This window comes from Vibrio panuliri, from assembly GCF_009938205.1.
Lineage (GTDB): Bacteria > Pseudomonadota > Gammaproteobacteria > Enterobacterales > Vibrionaceae > Vibrio > Vibrio panuliri.
The window spans coordinates 1,524,143-1,543,518 of sequence record NZ_AP019654.1 but is presented as its reverse complement, the minus strand read 5'-3'; the positions used below and the strand labels follow the sequence as shown (position 1 = coordinate 1,543,518).

The 19,376-nt window shown below is 46.1% G+C and carries 22 protein-coding genes; 8 read left to right on the top strand and 14 right to left on the bottom strand.

The genetic code is table 11. The annotated features are described in order from the left end of the window. Positions 1–28 precede the first annotated feature (28 nt). Positions 29–415 (bottom strand): ATP-binding protein, encoded by a 387-nt coding sequence (locus GZK95_RS07060; RefSeq protein ID WP_075715380.1) that lies wholly within the window; start codon positions 413–415, stop codon positions 29–31. A gap of 199 nt (positions 416–614) precedes the next feature. Here GZK95_RS07060 and metA point away from each other — a divergent pair, with 199 nt between their 5' ends. Continuing rightward, on the top strand, positions 615–1,556 hold the full coding sequence (gene metA, locus GZK95_RS07055; RefSeq protein ID WP_075709637.1) for a homoserine O-acetyltransferase MetA: 942 nt from the start codon (positions 615–617) through the stop codon (positions 1,554–1,556). Positions 1,557–1,697: 141 nt separating this feature from the next. Further along, a complete protein-coding gene (pilW, locus tag GZK95_RS07050; RefSeq protein ID WP_075715381.1) occupies positions 1,698–2,450 on the top strand; it encodes a type IV pilus biogenesis/stability protein PilW in 753 nt (250 codons plus the stop codon). On the opposite strand, the gene rlmF is transcribed toward pilW, so the two are convergent. Together rlmF and GZK95_RS07040 are read right to left on the bottom strand one after the other, a co-directional pair. Next, complete coding sequence (gene rlmF, locus GZK95_RS07045) at positions 2,447–3,520, bottom strand: 23S rRNA (adenine(1618)-N(6))-methyltransferase RlmF (protein ID WP_075715382.1); 1,074 nt, start codon at positions 3,518–3,520, stop codon at positions 2,447–2,449. The two genes, pilW and rlmF, sit on opposite strands and share 4 nt — an antisense overlap. 7 nt (positions 3,521–3,527) lie before the next feature. Next, positions 3,528–4,028, bottom strand: coding sequence for a M48 metallopeptidase family protein (locus tag GZK95_RS07040; protein WP_075715383.1), 501 nt, complete (start codon positions 4,026–4,028; stop codon positions 3,528–3,530). Between the two features lie 130 nt (positions 4,029–4,158). On the opposite strand from GZK95_RS07040, the gene GZK95_RS07035 reads away from it, so the two are divergent. Beyond that, positions 4,159–4,389, top strand: a complete 231-nt coding sequence (locus GZK95_RS07035) for a glutaredoxin family protein (RefSeq protein WP_075709641.1) — start codon at positions 4,159–4,161, stop codon at positions 4,387–4,389. Between the two features lie 101 nt (positions 4,390–4,490). On the opposite strand, the gene GZK95_RS07030 is transcribed toward GZK95_RS07035, so the two are convergent. Further along, positions 4,491–4,934, bottom strand: a complete 444-nt coding sequence (locus GZK95_RS07030) for a GNAT family N-acetyltransferase (protein ID WP_075715384.1) — start codon at positions 4,932–4,934, stop codon at positions 4,491–4,493. Positions 4,935–5,184: 250 nt separating this feature from the next. Here GZK95_RS07030 and GZK95_RS07025 point away from each other — a divergent pair, with 250 nt between their 5' ends. Beyond that, positions 5,185–6,426 carry an NRAMP family divalent metal transporter gene (locus GZK95_RS07025; protein WP_075715385.1) on the top strand — a complete coding sequence of 414 codons (1,242 nt, stop codon included), beginning with the start codon at positions 5,185–5,187 and terminating at the stop codon, positions 6,424–6,426. Between the two features lie 47 nt (positions 6,427–6,473). Here GZK95_RS07025 and GZK95_RS07020 read toward each other — a convergent pair whose 3' ends face one another. Then, positions 6,474–7,349 (bottom strand): LysR family transcriptional regulator, encoded by an 876-nt coding sequence (locus GZK95_RS07020; RefSeq protein ID WP_075709644.1) that lies wholly within the window; start codon positions 7,347–7,349, stop codon positions 6,474–6,476. Between the two features lie 99 nt (positions 7,350–7,448). On the opposite strand from GZK95_RS07020, the gene GZK95_RS07015 reads away from it, so the two are divergent. The 4 genes from GZK95_RS07015 to GZK95_RS07000 all read left to right on the top strand — a co-directional run bounded on the left by GZK95_RS07015 (position 7,449) and on the right by GZK95_RS07000 (position 10,573). After that, positions 7,449–8,663 (top strand): MFS transporter, encoded by a 1,215-nt coding sequence (locus GZK95_RS07015; protein WP_075715386.1) that lies wholly within the window; start codon positions 7,449–7,451, stop codon positions 8,661–8,663. Positions 8,664–8,742: 79 nt separating this feature from the next. Beyond that, a complete protein-coding gene (locus GZK95_RS07010; RefSeq protein WP_075715387.1) occupies positions 8,743–9,312 on the top strand; it encodes a DUF1415 domain-containing protein in 570 nt (189 codons plus the stop codon). Between the two features lie 129 nt (positions 9,313–9,441). Then, positions 9,442–10,017 carry a nucleoside triphosphate pyrophosphohydrolase family protein gene (locus tag GZK95_RS07005; RefSeq protein WP_075709647.1) on the top strand — a complete coding sequence of 192 codons (576 nt, stop codon included), beginning with the start codon at positions 9,442–9,444 and terminating at the stop codon, positions 10,015–10,017. 55 nt (positions 10,018–10,072) lie between these two features. After that, entirely contained in the window at positions 10,073–10,573 is a 501-nt protein-coding gene (locus GZK95_RS07000; protein WP_075715388.1) for a GNAT family N-acetyltransferase, read from the top strand. A gap of 32 nt (positions 10,574–10,605) precedes the next feature. Here GZK95_RS07000 and btuD read toward each other — a convergent pair whose 3' ends face one another. The 9 genes from btuD to GZK95_RS06955 form a co-directional block, all read right to left on the bottom strand. Beyond that, positions 10,606–11,361, bottom strand: a complete 756-nt coding sequence (gene btuD / locus GZK95_RS06995; RefSeq protein WP_075715389.1) for a vitamin B12 ABC transporter ATP-binding protein BtuD — start codon at positions 11,359–11,361, stop codon at positions 10,606–10,608. Further along, positions 11,348–12,343, bottom strand: coding sequence for a vitamin B12 ABC transporter permease BtuC (gene btuC / locus GZK95_RS06990; protein ID WP_075715390.1), 996 nt, complete (start codon positions 12,341–12,343; stop codon positions 11,348–11,350). Before btuC ends, btuD begins: the two co-directional genes overlap by 14 nt. 139 nt (positions 12,344–12,482) lie before the next feature. Further along, the gene (locus tag GZK95_RS06985) at positions 12,483–13,511 is read right to left on the bottom strand and encodes a succinylglutamate desuccinylase (protein ID WP_075715391.1); all 1,029 of its coding nucleotides are present in this window, start codon (positions 13,509–13,511) and stop codon (positions 12,483–12,485) included. A 242-nt stretch (positions 13,512–13,753) separates the two neighbouring features. Next, complete coding sequence (locus tag GZK95_RS06980) at positions 13,754–15,550, bottom strand: M3 family oligoendopeptidase (protein WP_075715392.1); 1,797 nt, start codon at positions 15,548–15,550, stop codon at positions 13,754–13,756. A gap of 22 nt (positions 15,551–15,572) precedes the next feature. Continuing rightward, on the bottom strand, positions 15,573–16,181 hold the full coding sequence (locus GZK95_RS06975; protein WP_404817680.1) for a histidine phosphatase family protein: 609 nt from the start codon (positions 16,179–16,181) through the stop codon (positions 15,573–15,575). 13 nt (positions 16,182–16,194) lie between these two features. After that, the gene (cobU, locus tag GZK95_RS06970; protein ID WP_075715394.1) at positions 16,195–16,722 is read right to left on the bottom strand and encodes a bifunctional adenosylcobinamide kinase/adenosylcobinamide-phosphate guanylyltransferase; all 528 of its coding nucleotides are present in this window, start codon (positions 16,720–16,722) and stop codon (positions 16,195–16,197) included. Between the two features lie 2 nt (positions 16,723–16,724). Further along, positions 16,725–17,498: an adenosylcobinamide-GDP ribazoletransferase gene (locus GZK95_RS06965; RefSeq protein ID WP_075715395.1), complete on the bottom strand. Its 774-nt coding sequence runs from the start codon at positions 17,496–17,498 to the stop codon at positions 16,725–16,727. Further along, a complete protein-coding gene (cobT, locus tag GZK95_RS06960) occupies positions 17,498–18,526 on the bottom strand; it encodes a nicotinate-nucleotide--dimethylbenzimidazole phosphoribosyltransferase (RefSeq protein WP_075715396.1) in 1,029 nt (342 codons plus the stop codon). The genes GZK95_RS06965 and cobT overlap by 1 nt, the downstream gene beginning before the upstream one ends. Positions 18,527–18,534: 8 nt before the next feature. Next, positions 18,535–19,146, bottom strand: coding sequence for a flavin reductase family protein (locus GZK95_RS06955; protein WP_075715397.1), 612 nt, complete (start codon positions 19,144–19,146; stop codon positions 18,535–18,537). Positions 19,147–19,376: the final 230 nt, after the last annotated feature.

Genomic DNA, 19,376 nt, shown 5'->3' with positions numbered 1-19,376 from the left:
AGCGTGGCTAACCACGCTTTGCTGTAACCTATTCTGAACTCTGCCAAACCTGCCAGCGAGCGCGCATTCTCTCGATCACACTCTGCTCGACACCATGAACCGAACCATAATTACCATGGCATTCAATCACCTCTAAGCGTACATCAAGCTTTTTTGCCAATTGATAGTAAGGCTTGATCTCCCAACGGCGAACAAATGTGTTGGACACCACCACATTCTCCCCATGTCGCAATGCCGATTCAGTCTGCTGACGACACCACCGATGGGCTTGCTCCAACTGACTGGCATCGAAGCAGTATTCACCATTGGCATTAACGAAGTACATATCCGCTTCAAAATGTCGCGCCTGATACGTTCTTGCCAACGTGCTTTTGCCCGATCCCGGAAGACCGCGAATAAGAGTGAGAGTGGCCATGTAACCGCCAGAAAAGAAAAGAGAGTGGCGATTATAACCAAGCCTATTTGATATAGCTATCAACCCGAGTGCGTTCTCACCATTGTGACTCTTAAACGAAACAAGTTTGTTATTGGGCTAAAATTGCTGTCGACATCGCAATTTTATTGATGTAACTTTGGATGTATAGACGTCCAAATACAGCTTTAGGGAGAAAGCCGTGCCGATCAAGATCCCCGATCAACTACCTGCAACCGATGTACTGCGTGAAGAAAACATCTTTGTGATGTCAGAAACCCGAGCCTCGACGCAAAATATCCGCCCGCTAAAAGTGTTGATCCTCAATCTGATGCCAAAAAAAATCGAGACGGAAACACAGTTTTTGCGCCTGTTGTCTAACAGCCCCCTTCAAGTCGATATTGAACTGCTGCGTATTGATAACCGACCAAGCAAAAACACCCCTACTCAACATCTAGATACCTTTTATCGCCAATTTGAGATGGTCAAAGAGCGCAACTTTGACGGCATGATTATCACAGGAGCACCACTTGGCTTAGTTCAGTTTGAAGATGTGATTTATTGGGAGCACCTGCAAAGTATCATGAACTGGGCAAAGAACCATGTGACCTCTACGCTTTATGTATGTTGGGCAGCGCAAGCGGGCTTAAAACTGCTTTACAACTTGCCTAAACGAACCCGAAAAGAGAAGCTTTCTGGTGTCTACAAACACCAGACTTTAAACCCGTTTCACTCTTTGCTCCGTGGCTTTGATGATGAGTTTTTAGCGCCACATTCGCGTTACGCCGATTTCTCATCTGAATATTTAGCCGAGCATACAGATTTAGATATCCTCGCCACTTCAGACGTCGCTGGTGTTTACCTCGCGGCGACTAAAGATAAACGCAATGTGTTTGTGACCGGACACCCTGAGTATGACGCCCATACACTTCACAATGAGTACGTTCGCGACTTAAGCGAAGGGATGGAGCCCGCGATTCCGATTAATTATTATCCAAATAATAATCCTGATAACTCACCTCGTGCCAGTTGGCGCAGTCATGGGCATCTGTTGTTTTCCAACTGGCTAAACTACTGCGTTTATCAGCAAACACCATTTGATTTAGACCATTTCAGCGAAGCAAACTTCACTAAAGACGATTAATCCACACCATCTTATGCCGAAAGACCCACTAAACGGGTCTTTTGGCATTGTTTGATCTTACTCGATCAAAGCCATCCGCTACTGATGCTCATCATCCGTACCAAGCCGATATACTCAAGGGAGTTAGGCAAGGATGCTTAAATGAATATCACTAAATTCATCACCACACTTTCAATATTACTGACAGGGTGTATTAACCCTGCTTCTCAACGTGCGCACGATATATCATTGGCCCATAGTCGCGCAGATGCACGGCTCGATCTCGCGCACAGCTATCTCCAGCAACAAAGGTATCGTAAAGCACGAGAAAACTTGCTTAAAGCAGAAAAACATGCGGCGGATTATTATCGTACGCTGTTAGTAAAAGCGCACTACTACCAGCAAGTTGATGAGATGGACAAAGCCAAGCACACCTATCAACAAGCGCTAAAACTGCATCCTTCAAATGGATATGTGCTAAATGACTACGGGGCATTTTTATGTCGGCAGTCTGACTATCCTCAAGCTGATATCTACTTCAATCTCGCCGTGAAAGATGAGGCTTTTCCGCACATCGCGAGTAGCTACGAGAATGCGGCGTATTGTGCAATCAAAGCGCAACATACACAAAAAGCGATTCACTACTTTCAGCGCGCGCTTGATTACCAGCCTGAACGTTACAGTGCCTTGATTCATCTTGTACAACTGGAGATAGAACACAATCAGCTTGAGCAAGCGCGTAATCGCCTAACGCGCTTGCAGCAACAATACGAGCAACACCCGCAGCTAATGCAACTACAGATAAAACTAGAACAAAAAGCTGGCAATCACCTCACCGCTTTTGACTATCAACGCCACCTAAAACAACAAAGCCCGCACAAAGGCGGGCATCAACAAAATAGCAAAAGCAATTAACGAGACTTAAGCGCTAACCATCTCGCCCGTTCAGACTTAGTTTTAAAACTCCAAGCCACAAAGCGACTCACTTTTTGTCCTTGGCTCATCTCAACAATAACCGCTTCTTTTGCGCCCGCTTTCTCCAGGTTTTTACGTAACCAACGAACGTTGTCTTTTTTGGAGATTAAGGTACTAAACCACAGTACTTGATGCGCAAAATCACGACTTTCAAATGCCATGTTTTTAACAAATGCAGCTTCACCACCTGGGCACCATAGTTCGGCTTTTTGCCCACCAAAGTTAAGCGTCGGTTTGTTCTCTTTCAATGGCGTGTTTTTTTCTACTTTAACTTGCCCACGCTTAGTCTTATGGGCGTTGAGATTACTCAGTTTACGTTGCGTCCCTTGCTGAGCCTCCGCTAATGAAGCGTGAAATGGCGGGTTGCAGGTAGTGATATCATAGAACTCATCTGGCTCAATAATACCCTTGAAAAAATGTCGGCTATCGCTTTGCAAACGGCACTCTACTTTGCCTTTTAGCACTGGGTTGTGCTGTGCAATATGGTTTGAGTTGTCCACGGAAACCGGGTCAACATCACTTCCGACATAGGCCCAGTCATATTGGCTAGCACCGACAATCGGATAAATACAGTTCGCACCCACACCAATATCAAGCGCTTTAACCATACTATGGTTCAACTTCGGCGCTTCATTATTCAGCAGTTCTACCAAACGGTGGATATAATCCGCTCGGCCGGGAATCGGCGGACATAAGTAACCTTGAGGAATGTCCCACTGCGTGACACTGTAATGTTCTGCTAGCAGTGCTTGGTTCAAAAGCTTTACTGCGACAGGATCGTCAAAGCGAATCGTCTCTTCACCTCGCGGATTACGCACCACATGCTTTTCAAGCGCTGGCAATGCTTTCACCAAGCGTTCAAAATCATATCGCCCTTGATGGAGGTTACGTTTGTGAAGCCCTGCTTTGCCCGTGATTTTGGTCACCAGCATCTCACTGGTTTGTGGCTTGTGAGCCGCCTTATTCTTTTGAGGTTTGCGCTTTGCGCGTGTCGTCTCGTTGCTACTCATTGGCTTGTTACTTAATATCTCGGTAAATCATAAATAAGCGAGCATCCAGCTCTAACTGATGATAGTCCGGCTCCATATGGCAGCAAAGTTGGTAGAAAGCTTTGTTATGATCTTTTTCTTTTAGATGCGCCAGCTCATGAACCACTAGCATGCGTAATAAAGGTTCAGGCGCGTGTTTAAAAATGCTGGCGATACGAATTTCATTCTTAGATTTAATTTTGCTACCGTGAATTTTGGCAGCATAGGTGTGCAAACCTAACGCATTATTAATGAGGTGGATCTTGTTGTCGTAGACCACTTTACTCAATGGCGAAGTCTTTTTCATATATTGGTTTTTCAACGCCATCGTATAGTCATACAGTGCTTTTTCACTTTGGATCTCGTGACGCTGAGGGTAACGCTGTTCAAACCATGCGCAAAAACGCCCAGACTCTATCAGTTGGGAAACTGGAGTCAGAATATGCTCTGGGTAGCCTTGAATATAACGAAGTACAGGATTTGGACTCATAACCTATCAACAATCAATAAAAACGGGCTAAGTCTACCCTAATCAACGCGCCGCTTCACGGGAATCATTGTCGATTTGAACTGATTCGCCTATACTCGCGCCACTTTGTAGTTCTAACAGGATGGTAAAAATGAGACGACTCGTTTTATACGTAAAAGACAAATGCCCACATTGCAAAGACGCTCAGCGCTATCTTGATTCAAAAGGTTATCCGTATCGTTTGACCAACGCGAAAATGCAACGTGGTCGCAAAGAACTCGATGCTATCGGCGCTCGTTCTCTGCCGGTATTGAAAATTGGCGACCGAATCATGATCGGTTGGAATGCGGCCAATTTTGAGAAAATGTACAAGAGCAATTAATAGGCTCGAATATACGAGAAAAGGATGAACACTCATCCTTTTTGCTCACTGTTTCGCTAAAACCTGCTGCGATTATTCGACAATATCAATTCCCAATATTGCTAAGCCACCGGACGCTGCATATACACAAACTGATCCGTTTCAGAGGTCACCACAAAGCCATATCGGCGATACAACTGCCCAACTCGGTTGCCTTGCAGATAGAGTAAACTTATCGGTAACTGCGCTTTTTGTGACATTTTAATCACATCTTGAATAATGGTACCGCCCAAGCCGCGGCCTTGAATATGAGGCAGAATAAAAAAGCGCCCTAGATAAATCTCACTATCGCGCTGCTCAATCAATACGCTCCCCACATCTTCACCATCAATTTGAATAATCAATGGTTTAGCCTGTTTCCATTCTTGTTTGTGAATTTGCCATTGGATCGACTCATCCCAGCCAAATACATTCGCGATCGCCTGCTTTTCGGTCGTCTTTTTGAGTTCAAATAGAAACTCATAGTCAGACTCTATCGCAGCTCTTGTTAAATAACTTATTGCCATTTTATTAACATTATACCCAACAACTTAGGGGCAAAAGTATAGTGGGTCGAGCTGTTTTATGGATGATAAAAAATAATAAAAACAAAGATTGACAAGTGTGAGCCAGCTCTTTAAAATGCGCCGCTAACAACTGGACACGCAAGTTTAACCCGTTGTTTTAAAAGATTTTATGAGCACACGTTCAGCTGATCTCGGTCAGTTGTCTTTCTATTTTTATAAAGATAGAGACACAACATTTTTGAGATTCGGCATGACTACACACTCTTCTACCGCGACCATTAACGCGACGGCTCCGATTCATAACGAGACCTCTTGGCAAAAGAAAGCCATTTTAAGCGTTGCATTCCTTATGGCGACCACTTCCGTTGGTCCCGGCTTCCTAACTCAAACCGCTGTTTTCACCAATATCTACAAAGTTGATATGGCGTTCCCTGTATTCGCTTCAATGTTTATCACTTTCGGTATCGTGATGAACTTATGGCGCATTGTCGGTGTATCTGGCTTACGCATTCAGGATATCGCGAACAAAGTGGCCCCTGGTATGGGTTACGTGGTTGGTGTTCTACTCGCGCTTGGTGCGGTTGCATTCAACTTTGGTAACGTCAGCGGCGCTGCTCTTGGTATTAACGTATTGACTGGCGTCGACACAACGTGGGGGGCTCTGTTTACCGGCCTTATTGGCAGCTTACTGTTTGTCGTGCACAACGCCTCTAAACGCATGGACCAAATGGCACGCTACCTTGGCCTGTTTATGATTGTGCTGATTGCCTATGTTGCTATGACGAGCCTACCTCCGATGGGTGAAACCCTGTCAGCAGCCGTCATGCCGAGTGATTTTAGCAACCTACTTCTTCCAACTCTTACCATCGTAGGTGGCGCGGTAGGTGGTTACTACACCGGTGCGCAACGCTTAGTGGATATTGGTCTGCAAGGCAAAGAAAACGTACCATCTATCAAAACTGCGGCGTGGGCTGGTATTTCCATCGCAGTGGTTATTCGTATCCTTCTTTTCCTCGCAGTGTTTGGCGTTATCTCGGCTGGTGCGGTACTTGACTCTTCTAACCCAGCAGCAGATGCATTCCGCCAAGGCGCAGGCCAAACGGGTTACTTTATCTTCGGCTTAGTGCTGTTCGTGGCATCAATCACATCCGTTGTCGGCAACTCGTACATGGCAATCTCACTGATTAAGACCCTGTTCCCTATCGTTGCACGTAATGAAAAAGCATGGTGTGTCGGTTTTATCCTCGTCACTAGCCTTGGTACTGTTACGATGAACATGCCTATTCTGCTGCTGATGCTTGCAGGTTTAGTGAACAGTATTATCCTACCAATCGTGCTAGGTATGGTACTTGCTGCTACACGTCGTAAAGACATCATCGGTGAGTACAAACATCCTGTTTACCTAACGGTAATCGGCGCTATCATCGTGGTTGTTATGGCGGCATCTAGCGTCACAAATATTAGTAACTTTATCGCTAAGTTCATGGGCTAGAATTCAATCTACCGAATCGAAAAGAGCCGCTTGCGGCTCTTTTTTCGTTACTGGCGAAAATCTTTTACAAACTCAATAAACGTTCGTTCTGCGATCGAAAGATACCCTCCCTTACGCCACGCTAAAGCTAATTCCATTTTTACCGGATGCTCAAATGGAATGCCGACGATGTCCGCTTCATGCTGTGTGACCAACTCAAGTAACGCGGTTATCGCAAACTCACGACGAACAATGCTCAAGATAAGTGGCAATAAGTTGGTCTCAAAAGAACAATCGAGTTCCAGTTGATGTTGCCTTGCCTGCTCTTCTAAATAGTCACGGTGAAAATAGCCATCTTTAAACATCACCAAGTCTTGCGCAAAGAACTCCGCAAAACTGACCGAGTCTTTCTCGGCAAACGGATGCTCTTTTCCTACCACGGCCACCATTTCTGAACGCAGCAGATGATCGGTCTCAAGATCATCAGGTAAATCCGCGTTTTGATTAATTACCCCAATATCTAATTCACCATTTAACAGCATTTTCCGAATGGTACTGATCCCCGCCTCGACCAAAGTAAGCTTAAGGTTCGGGTAACGACTCTTAAACGCCATCAACACTTGGGGGAAAAAGTAAGACCCCATCATACTCGGCGCACCTAAGCGTACTTCTCCCTTTTCTAGCCCTTTAAGTTCATCCATCGCTAACTTGGCGTCATCAATTTGCTGCAAAACCCGTTTCGCGTGTTTGTACAGCACCTTACCTTCGTCTGTTAACTCAACTTTGCGTTCGCTACGACGGAACAATGTCATACCCAATTGCTGTTCAAACTTCTTAATTGAGATACTCAACGCTGGTTGGGCGATATGCAAGGCTGCCGCAGCTTGGGTGAAATGGCCAAAATCGGCGACCGTGACAAAATGTTTTAGATGCTTGGAGTCCATGATAAATAAAATATATTGAGGTGATATTTTTAATATATTTTATTTATTCGATAGCTGCTGATAATTTGATCACAGTTGAAACTTTGAGATGTAACAAGAATGATTGAACTCGGTAGCCCTCAGTACAAACGCGTCACTCTAAGCCTCGCGCTTGGCTCTTTTCTCGTGTTTAGTAACCTGTACCTTTTCCAGCCAATGCTACCCTTTATGGCAAGCTACTTTGCCGTAAGCGAAACTCAAGTAAACTGGATCTTTGCTGCTTCGACGCTTGCTCTCTCCGTTTCACTGCTCCCTTGGGCGGTAGCATCGGAAAACATTGGGCGTCGCCGAGTGATGCTATTGGGTTTACTCGCCATGCCTGCAATTGGGGCTTTAATGCTCGTTACGCATTCATTGATCGCTTTGGTGCTATTGCGTGCGCTGATGGGGGTGGCTTTAGCGGCCTTTGCCTCGGTCGCTGTTGCCTATATGGTTGAAGAGCTAAGTACCAAAGCTTTTAGTCACGCGATTGGTACATATATCGCCGCAAACTCACTTGGCGGGATCAGTGGACGAATTGTTGGTGGTACCCTAACCGATGCCTTCGGCTGGGACTCTGCGGTATTGGTAATGGTATGCTTTACTACCATAGGTGCCTTATTAGTGGTCTGGCTATTGCCGCAACAACAGCATTTCAAACCACAAAAAGGGATGCTCAAATACCACAACAGAGCACTGGTCTCTCATCTTAAAAATCGCACTATTTGGCTTGCAATGCTGATTGGCGGTTTAAACTTTGCTCTTTTTGTTAACCTATACTCGGTAATGGGTTTTCGCTTGGTCGCCCCGCCACATCAACTTCCTATCGGTTTAGCCTCGCTGATATTTCTCTGCTACCTTGCCGGTACTCTAAGTTCGACACTCACGTCTGCTTGGACAGATAAAAAAGATCCCATCTCTGGCATGTTGCTGGGGACAACCATCAGCTTTGCCGGCATGCTGATTGCGTATTTCGACCATTTAATCTGGATGACTCTTGGCCTGCTGCTGATAAGCTTTGGCGCTTTCTTCACTCATACCTTAGCGTACGCTTGGGTCAGTCAAAAAGCCAAGCGAGCAAAAGCAACGGCGACTGCCCTCTACCTTGTGCATTACTATATTGGAGGAAGTATCGGCGGCTTTTTCCTGATTTACTGTTGGCAACACGCGGGTTGGCAAGCAGTGATTCTAGGCGGCAGTGTTCTCTACGTTGCTATCTACTGGTTGTGTTTCCGCTTGGAAGCAAAAAGCAAACTTCATAAAACAAATTCTGTTATTATTGACTACAAAAAATAAACACCATTTCAAGTCACTTATGGCGGCGCTCCTGCCGCTGCAGTAGGCTTGAGTGCTATGAATAGTTTCAGGATGCTGTATGAAATGCCCAAACACGACACCCTCATCGGAAGTAAAGAGCCAAGTCAACCAATGGTTAAATGATGTGGTAATCGGACTTAATTTGTGCCCTTTTGCTGCCAAACCACAACGCAACAATCAAATCGAAATTATCGTCAGTGCCGCTCAAAACGATGAGGCGCTACTTGAAGATATTTTTAATCAACTGCTCCATTTAGAGCATACCCCAGTGGAAGAACTGGAAACGACACTTGTGGTCGCTCCGCACATGCTCGATGATTTTTGGGATTACAACCTATTTATTGATTGGGTTGAGGGCATCATCCACCAACAGGGATGGGATGGAATTTTCCAGGTCGCAACCTTTCACCCAGATTACTGCTTTGCAGACAGTGAGCCTGAAGACGCTTCCAACCTGACTAATCGCGCCCCTTACCCAATTTTTCATTTGATTCGAGAAGCAAGCCTTGAGCGCGTACTTAAGCATTACCCAAACCCCGAGTTAATTCCGGAGACCAACATCGCTCGTGTTGGTGCTTTAACGCCTGCGGAGCGTGCTCAACTGTTTCCTTACTTGTTTAGCGAGTAAGATCTAAACGGTTGAAAAAAGGATGTGTGATTTCTTACTCGAACAATCAACTATTTCATGGCAACACATAGCGGGAATAGCGTCGCTTTGCTAGTATGGCGCGATATTTAAATTAAGCGGAAAAATCGCATGCACCTATCCAAATTAACTCAAGAAATTTTCGATCACCTTTACCGTGATATTAACGAGTTCCGTAGTACTTTTGATCTTCCTGTTGCGGCTCCTGAAAGCCTAGATGACAAAGCGGATACGTTACACACTTCACTGGCTATCGAAGAGTTAACTGAACTTGCAGAAGCAGACAGCAAAATGGAGCAAGCGGATGCGATTGTCGACAGCGTTTACGTTTTGATGGGCCGCTTGGTTCACCTTGGCCACGACAAAGTTGAAGATAACATCGCCATTAGCTACCTAATTGATCTACTGCTGAATGTCGCAATCAACCGCGGTATTGATTTCCTTCCATGTTGGGATGAGGTTCACTCTAGCAATATGAGTAAAGTGTGCCGCAGTGAAAAAGAATATGCCGACACTGAAGCATTCTATGCAGAGCAAGGCATCAAACTGATGGCGGTACAAAAAGGTGATTACATCATCGCCAAATGTGCTGAAGATTTTGTTTCTGAAGCCAAAACGATTCGCCAAGGCAAAGTGCTAAAATCCGTCTACTACCGACCTGCCGACCTTGCCCCACTGACGAAATAATCACACGATAAGACCGCTTGTTAAGCGGTCTTTTTTTTGCCATAAGGACTTAGGCGTGCAACTGTTACCACTGCATATTCAACATGCTAAGCCATTGCTAGAGTTTGAATTGAGCAACCGCGATTGGTTCGAATCTCATATCGCACCACGAGCGACCGATTTTTATCACCTCACTGGTGTTCAAACTCATATCGCTGAGTTGCTGCTCGATCAAACCCTAGGTAAAGCGTTACCCTATCTGATTGTTAATCAGCACCAGACCATTGTCGGTCGAGTTAACCTGCATAATATTCATGATGGTAAAGCATTTTTGGGCTATCGCGTGGGAGAGAAATACATTGGTAGAGGCGTCGCCAAGTCTGCGGTGTCTCAAATGCTCAATATTGCTCAGCAACACCCTATAACGCAGTTAATCGCTATTGCTTCTGTACAAAACCTCGCTTCGCAGAGCGTCTTAACGAGCCAAGGCTTTACTGCCAAAAGCCAGTTAACCAACTTCACGCAAGTACAAGGTACGATGCTTGACTGTATCGAGTATCAACTCAGTTTCGTTTAACAGCGTTTTTGCAATTACCCTGCCGCCCCCTATTACTCAAACAATAAAACCTGTTTACCGTTCAGTTCAGCGCAAGTCACTTGGGTATGAAATACTTTAGAAAGACGCTCGGAGGTCATCACTTGCGTGGTGGGGCCAAATGCTTCTACCACTCCTTGGTTCAATAAGATGGCGCGGTCGGCATGATTGAGAGTTCGATTTAAATCATGATTGGACATCAGCACCGTCACCCCCATCGAGGCCACTCTATCAATAAGTTGATACAGCAAGGCTTCTTGCCCTATATCAAGGGGGGCTGCGGGTTCATCTAAAATCAGTAACTTGGCATAAGGGTTTAATGTTGGCCAAATTTGCAAGCAGATCGCACATAATCGTACGCGCTGCCACTCTCCTCCTGAAAGTTGATGCACGCTACGGTGAAGCTTGTCTTCAATACGCAATATCTGTGCAAGTTCAGCAACCACAAGCTCAACCTCTTGAATCAGTGATTTAGCGCCTGCGGGAATAGAGAGTGAAAGATAATGAGCAACTTCGAGATTGAAGGCAGGTCGGTCTGATTGAGATAAGAACGCTCGGTATTCCGCCAGTTGAGCGACCGAAGCGCGCTCGACCATCAGATCGGCGATACTCACTTCACCTTGGTGTTCTTGCAAGCCCGCTACGGCGCTGAGCAAAGTACTCTTGCCACTGCCATTTGGCCCGATGACATGAATAATTTCACCTTGGCTCGCACTAAACGATAGTGGTAATAGCCGCTCTCCAACACTGAGAGACTTAACGTGCATCATGATTTTTAACCAACATCCAAACGAAAATAGGCGCACCGATCGTCGTCGTCACCACGCCGAGTGGCAGTTCTGCAGCATCTAGCGCGGTTCTCGCCACAATATCGGCAAACACCAACAACGTTGCGCCTGCTAATGCGGAAATAGGAATGAGATAGCGGTTTTCACTCCCTAAGGCTAAGCGCAGTAAATGAGGAACCACCAAACCAATAAAACTGATCACCCCTCCCAGTGCAACCGCACCTCCGACTAACACCGACACCGCAAGAATCAATTTCCAGCGCACAGCATCAACGTCTAAGCCTAGTTGCTTAGCATGCATTTCGCCCATCATGAGTTTATCGAGCGTTGAGCCTTGAAAACAGAGCCAAAGCAATACCGGCAAAGTGATCAACGTCAGGATATGTTGATACCAACTGGCACCACCAATACTCCCCATCAGCCAGTACATTAAAATACGCAAGCTCATATCATCACTAAAATAGAATGCCCACGTCACCACTGAACTGGCGAGAATACCAAGCGCGACTCCAATCAGCAGTAATCTCGTGGTGGTTAGGCGCAGCGCTTTGGTCATTGAAACAATAGTCAGCGTAAACAGCATAGCCCCTGCAACCGCGGCACACATAAAGCCGATCGGCGTTGCAAGTAAAGGAAAGAAGAACAACAGGATAACCATCATGACGCTCGCTCCACCCGAGATGCCAAGCACGCCTGGCTCGGCGAGTACATTGCCGAGCAGTACTTGCAGTACCGCTCCGGAGACGGCGAGCGACGCACCAATAGCGAGGGCTGCCAGTAAACGCGGTAACCTAAGCTGAGTGATCAGTTGATTTTCAAGAGATGAGAGTTGACCAAATGGATTAATAAACAGTTCACCAACCATCAAATACACCCCGCTCACCACCAGCATCACGACAACCATCCAAATGATGGTTCGTTGCCAGCGAAGATGTCTACGAGAAGTCAGTTGGGTAAAATCCATAAAATGCTTTGTTCGTTCAAACTTAAATGCGTCTTCACCAGTGACGAGTGTCGAAGCATCTAAGTATGGATAAAAAAATAATGGCTTAACGATACCGTTAAGCCATTTGAATAGAAAGTAAAACTCGCCGAGACAAAAACTAATCGTATACGATTTGGTCGTCTTCGTAACGAACTTGCACAGGGCAAATCATTAATGCCGCACGCTGACCGATTTCGACATTACGATTGGGAAACACGATCGCCTCACCTTCGTTTTTCGCCATTAGTGGCTTGTCACCATCGTGACCAAAGACTTCACCATGCTTAAACGATGTGAAGTTCGCAATACTGTCGTCAAACAAGAAGTCAAAATCTTCATGAATACGAACGATAGTGCGGCTCACTCGGTACATAAGCGGTTTACGCGGCAAATGCTCTGGAGCATTACGCGAAATTAAGTCACGAACGGCCAAATCAAATGCGACAAGTTTGTCGAGATTGTTGTCACCAAACTTGGCAACACTGCCTAACTCAATCGTCAACGCTTGAGCACCATATGTTTCTCCGGTATACCAGCTAAACGTGCTCGACGGCGCGTTAGAGAACAAAATCGCTTCCATGTGAGCACTATGTACAAAATCCATTAATGCTTTCGAGCGTACCGGATGACGAGTTTTAGGACTGACAGCAAAAGTGTAGAAACGCGAATCACGAATCGCACTATGCAGATCGAAGTGCCAACGTTGAGACTCTTTTGTCGTCGCAAAGAAATCACTCACACGCTGTTTTAGCATGTCGGCAATATCACGCTCTTTGCTTGGCTCATGAACTTTGGCATCAAACAAACGATTCAAGTTTGACTCAAGAAAACGTTGATGCGCATTCGTCGCTTCAGGGTGTGCAACAATGATCAATAAGCGTTCATTAACTGGTTGGAATCCCGTTTCAATATCTTGAAGAAACTTATCAACTAACTCCATCGGTGCTGTTTCGTCACCATGGATGCCACATGAAATTACAATATGTTTGCTTTCGTCATCTAATTGGGCAGGAATCACCTCCAATACCCCACGCTGATGAAGCTTCAGGCGGGTTCCAGCGGCGACGGTGACTTCTCCCTCACGCATATCTTGGCTGAGGTCTAAGCTGTCCAAAAGAAAAGATTGGCGAAATAATTTTTTCGTCATGCGTTACTCCTTTATTGCACAGCGATATGTTAATGAAATGTTCAGACAAATTTTGTTGTTGTGATCGCACTTACGAATACTAAATACGTGCTTCATCGAAAAACCAAAGCTTGTCACACTACGTAACCTATTGGTATTAGTAGGAAAGAAAGCGCATACTGTACAATTACCACCGACAAATTCTCGGAACAGGGATATTAGCACAAGTTACGAGAACTGTTTTATGATCTAGCACTAAATGATTAGCTAGCGCCCACTTGTTGCGAGAGCAATGCCTCAAATTGAGCAACTTTCTCATTAACCATATCAATACTTTGCTGCCAAAAATCGGATTGAGTTAAGTCCATACCGAGATGCTTCTCTACCACCTCTTCCGCCATCATAGCGCCCGTATCTCTTAGCAAGGCAACATAATCACTATAGAAGTTATCACCTTTGTTACTGCGCTGTGCGTAAACCCCTTTACTAAACAAGTAGCCGAACAGGTAAGGATAATTGTAAAAGCTGATTTCAGAGATAGAAAAATGCAACTTACTCGCCCAAAAGTATGGGTCTGGTTCGAGCATTGACTCTCCGTACCACGCCTGCCACGTCTCGCTCATCAGTTCGCACAGTTGCTCTGGGGTCAATTCACCGTCTAATCTGCGTTGATAAAACGCTTTCTCAAACTCAAAACGTACCGGAATATTTATCATCAACGCGTATGCAGAAGATAACTCTTCCCACAACATTTCTAGTTGCTGTTGAGGGCTCTTGGCTTGCGACAAGAGGTAGTCACGCACAATGTTCTCGGCAAAAATCGAGGCGGTTTCAGCAAGCGTCATCGGGTAACGCGTTTGACATAAAGGCATGTCTCGCATCACCCAGTTATGGAAAGCATGCCCAAGCTCATGAGCGAGTGTCAGCAGGTCTGAACGACTGCCTCCCCATGTCATAAAGACTAAAGGAGTGCGCGTGGCTGCGAACTTGGTGCAATATGCGCCAAGGCGACGATTCGACGTCGGCTGCGCATCTATCCAACCATTGTCCACCATCAAGGTCACGAAATCTGCCATTTCTTGGTCAACCTCGGCAAAGGCAGCCTTAATCACCTCAATTGCCTGATCGAAGCTGTAACTTTGCTCAACATCACCACTTAAACTTGGCATGCCCGCGAGATGGTTCCACGGCTTCATCTCAGACAAACCATGGACTTTCGCCATTAGCAATCCCGCCTTCTGCGCGATATGACGATTGTCCTTAGTCGTGGCGATCATTGCATCCAATGTACCTGCTTTAATACGGCTTTGGTGCAAACTTGGCTCCAAGAAGTGAACCTCACGTTGGTAAGATCGCTTTTGATACTCGGTATGACGCCAGCCAGACAAAGCATTTAGAATCGCTGCAAAGCTCTCTTGATGCAGTGCCATAGCTTGTTGGATGCCACGCCACGCTTGCTCCTGTTTTTCAAATTCAGTCCCATAGAGCAAACTCGCGGCTTGGGAAAAACCAACGGTTTCTTCATCGTTGAGCTTAATCTGCAAAGAACCGGTCAAGTTATCGTAGAGCCGCCCCCACCCATCGCGTCCATCCACTTCCATGGCGGCTAACAACTGCTCTTCTGCCACGCTTAGCTTGGTATCTGCGATCCGTCGGCTACACGCAATCTGAAACGCTTGGCCGAAGACATCACCGCTGTCGTGCTCAAGCACCTCTTGAACAAAATCAATCGGCGCATTGGCGAGCATATCTTGGTAAGGGACGTAGGCTTGTGAAAGATCAGAACCCAACTTAGCAAGTTGACCACTTAGTGCCTTCGCCTCGCTGTTAGTTGCATCTCGCGAAGCATGGCAGAGTGCGAAGGTATTAATCGTCGCCAGCAACTTGCCGGCGGCTTCTTTCGTTTGAATCGCATTTTGCATCACACTGACGTGGTCGCGACGCTCAACGTGCTGTTGTAAAACCACAATACATTGGTGAATTAATTCAATATCTTGGCTGATCTTCTCATCGTTCAGTGATTGATAAGCAATGGATAGATCCCAACTTGGCGCTGTCATACTTGTTCCTTAACCGCAATGACTAAGCCGTAATTAACGGCGTACCAATAGAACAGACTTGCGGGTAAATTGAATCTGAAATGGTAACTTTGATGTGGGTAAGCGACTGGTTGCCAATCTGCATAACTGAGAACAACCGCGCGTTCGCCCAATCCAATCCTAATACATACGCAAGAATCATGCGAATCGTTCCGCCATGACAAATAATCAAAGTATCACTTTGGGCGCATGCGACCAGTTTGCTCCACTGCTGCGATACTCGGGTATAGAAATCTTCTAACGTCTCGGCTTGGGGTAATGGGTGCTCGGCGGGTTGTTGCCAGAATGCATCAAGCACTGACCATTGCTCTTTCAACTCCGTAAACGGAATGCCATCAAAGAGTCCAAAGCTAATCTCTTTTAACTGCTGGTTATAACTGACCTGCCATTGTGGATTGGCTTTTTCCAACAGTGATGCCAAATCAGCACATCGTCTTAATGGCGAAGCGACAATCGCATCAAAAGTAAACTCAGCATCGATTAAAGCTTGGCAGATCGACTGTTGCGTCTGCTCATCGACCAACACATCAGTGTGCCCATACAATGCTGGCTCTCCGCTCACTTTTCCATGGCGAAGTAAATAGAAGTTCACGCTACGCACACCATCACCCTTTTAGCTTCATTGGAAGCCCAGCAGCAACAAATGTCACCTGTTTCGCCACTTTTGCAATTGCTTGGTTCATCCAACCTGCGTGATCAACAAACAGACGAGTTACCTCGCCCATTGGTACCACGCCTAAGCCAACTTCGTTCGAGACTAAAATCACATCCGCTGCGCACTGCTCTAACCCTGAGACTAAGTCAGCAACTCGGCGACTAATCTCTTCCTCTGACGCAGTTTGACCGCCAGCGAAAATGACATTGCTCATCCAGAGGGTTAAACAATCGACTAAAACAATCTCATCGACGGAAAATGTTCGCAAAAGGGAGACCAACTCAAGTGGTTCTTCATGCAGTTGCCAATGTTCATCACGACGCGCTTGATGATGAGCAATTCGCTGCCGCATTTCGTCGTCGGTTGCCGTGGCAGTCGCAACATAGTGGCGCACCGATTTGTCACTCGCTAAAACCTGTGACTCAGCAAAGCTCGATTTTCCTGAGCGCGCGCCACCTAAAATAAGATGCACAGTCATAATCAATGTTGCACCCAAGCTAAAATAATCAAATAACTCATCAATTCAGAAAGTTGCTGCGCGGCGCCTAAGCAATCTCCGGTAAAACCACCAATTCGAGCCAACAACCAACGTTTGAATCCATAACGAAACACCACAGCCGCAGCCACCAAACTCACCGCAATTTCTACCGGAAGTAATAAGCTGACCAACACCCCCGTGGCAATCAATATAGCCAAATCCGAACTGGACTGTCGATTCGCGAGCGGCTTACTTTTGCTGGCATCGGGGTCACTCACATAAGGCATATCATAAATGAGTGAAGCGGCCACGACTCGGCTCAAACCATAACAGACGACAATCACCGCAAACATGTTGCTCAGCGGCGCTAACTCCGTAAGCAAGACGAACTTACCCAGCAATGCCATGATTAGGGTTGCCGCACCGTATGTACCTATCCGGCTGTCTTTCATAATGGTCAAACGACGCTCCAACGTCATTCCACCGCCAATGCCATCAGCCATGTCCGTTAAGCCATCTTCATGGAACGCTCCAGTCAGAAGTAAACTCAAAACCATCGTCAGAAAAACCGCGACCGTCAACGGAAACATCGCTGCCAACAAATGGAACGCGACAGCACAGATAACCCCTAACAACACCCCAACTAAACCGAAAAAGCGCCCTGCTTGGTTCATGCGCTTTTCGTCGTAAGGCGTGTTTTTAGGGATAGGCAGGCGTGAGAAAAAACCTAACGCCAGCCAAAACAATTCAAGTTGATATTGCGCACTTTTACGCATTACATATCTACTCCAGCATCCTCAAAACTCGCCATATTATTATAAAACTCAACAGATGAGCGAATCAGAGCGACCGCTAAGACCGCGCCCGTTCCCTCACCAAGCCTTAATGAAAGGTCAAACAATGGCGTAGCCGCAAGCTCTTGCAACATAAATTTATGCCCAGACTCATGTGACTGGTGAGCAAAAATCATGTACTCACGGCAACTCGGATCAATCTTCGTAGCAATATAGGCCGCAGACGTGGCAATAAAACCATCGACTATCACTGGTGTGTTGTATTTAGCTGAGGCTAGAAACGCCCCGACCATTTGAACAATCTCAAAGCCACCGACTTGGCGAAGAATTTCTTGCGCGTTTTGCCCACGGCAACGATTCACACCCAGTTGAACCAACTGACGCTTCTTACGCAATTGCTGCTCGTTGATACCCGTACCCAAGCCGACACACTTCTCGACGCTACGACGTGACAATGCCGCCAAAATTGCAGCCGCACTGCTGGTATTGCCAATCCCCATCTCACCAAACATCAATAGATTACTGCCACCATCGATGGTCGCTTTTACGATTTTCTCGCCATACTCTAGTCCCGTCTCGACCTGCTCATGAGTCATCGCGGGTTTGTGGGCAAAGTTTTCTGTTGATTCACCAAGTCTCTGCACAATCAACTGTTTCGAATCGCTTTCAATTGGCTTCAGTATCCCAGCATCAATCACTTTGATCTCAACTTGGTTAGCGCGGCAGAAACAGTTAATCGCTGCGCCTCCGGCAAGAAAGTTATAGACCATTTGCTGCGTCACCTCTTGAGGTGCAACACTTACGCCATCGGCGGCAATGCCATGGTCTCCGGCAAACACCAATACCGTTGGCTTTTTAATTTCTATATTGGTGACAGGATCACTTTTTCCTTGGCTTTGAATCAAAGCCAACTTATGTCCAATATGCTCTAACTTACCAAGCGAGCCTAACGGTTTAGTTTTGCGATTTATGCGATGCCAGATCGCCTCTGAATGATTTTTTTCTAACATGATACTGCTTACTTTGGTCGTGCTACGGAAAATGTTTTGTCTAAAACGGCGTAATTTGCACCGCCTAGGCGGCAAAGCGGATTGAGCTGCATTGTATCGATTTGCACTCTCTCTTGATGGTCCTCAATAATTGAGTCGTCAATAAAGGCATGCTCTATTTTGGCAAACACAAGTTGCTGTGGTGCATCGCCGACGGTTTTTATGTCATAGAGGCTACAAGCGAAAGCTATCGGGCACCGACTCACTCGCGGAAGTGGAAAATTCACCATATCGGTCAGTTCAAGCTTCGCGATCGTGACTTCTGATTCTCCGTGCGGCAAGGTAGCAGCCGTCTGGGTAACTTGGTCCGCCAAGTCTGCGCTGGCAATATGAATCACCATTTCTCCATGGCGCGTTAAGTTGCGAACGGTATCCTTTACTTGTCCATCGGGTTTGTTTCCGACGGAAAACATCAGCAATGGTGGCGTGCTTGAGACAGCAGTAAAATATGAGAAAGGCGCTAGGTTAAAGTTCTCGGAGCCTGACTCCGTTAACACCCATGCAATCGGTCTGGGAACGATGGTTTGTGTCATCAAATGGTAGACCTGAGTACCTTCAACTGTACTCATATCAATATTCATAGACATCCTTGTGTTGATATAAATTCTTTCAAAGCAATGGTTTGCCATGAGTGTAACCTTTGTTTGCGTTACTTTTCTAGTAACAGTTCGCACTTCGCACTTTCAAACGTAATTTCATGCTATTTTGTTGATCTCGCCGCAGTAGCAATAGAGAACTTGTGGTTATTGAACATGGCGCTTACCATCATTACTGTGGAGATCGAAAGCACTTGATGACATCCAAGTAGATG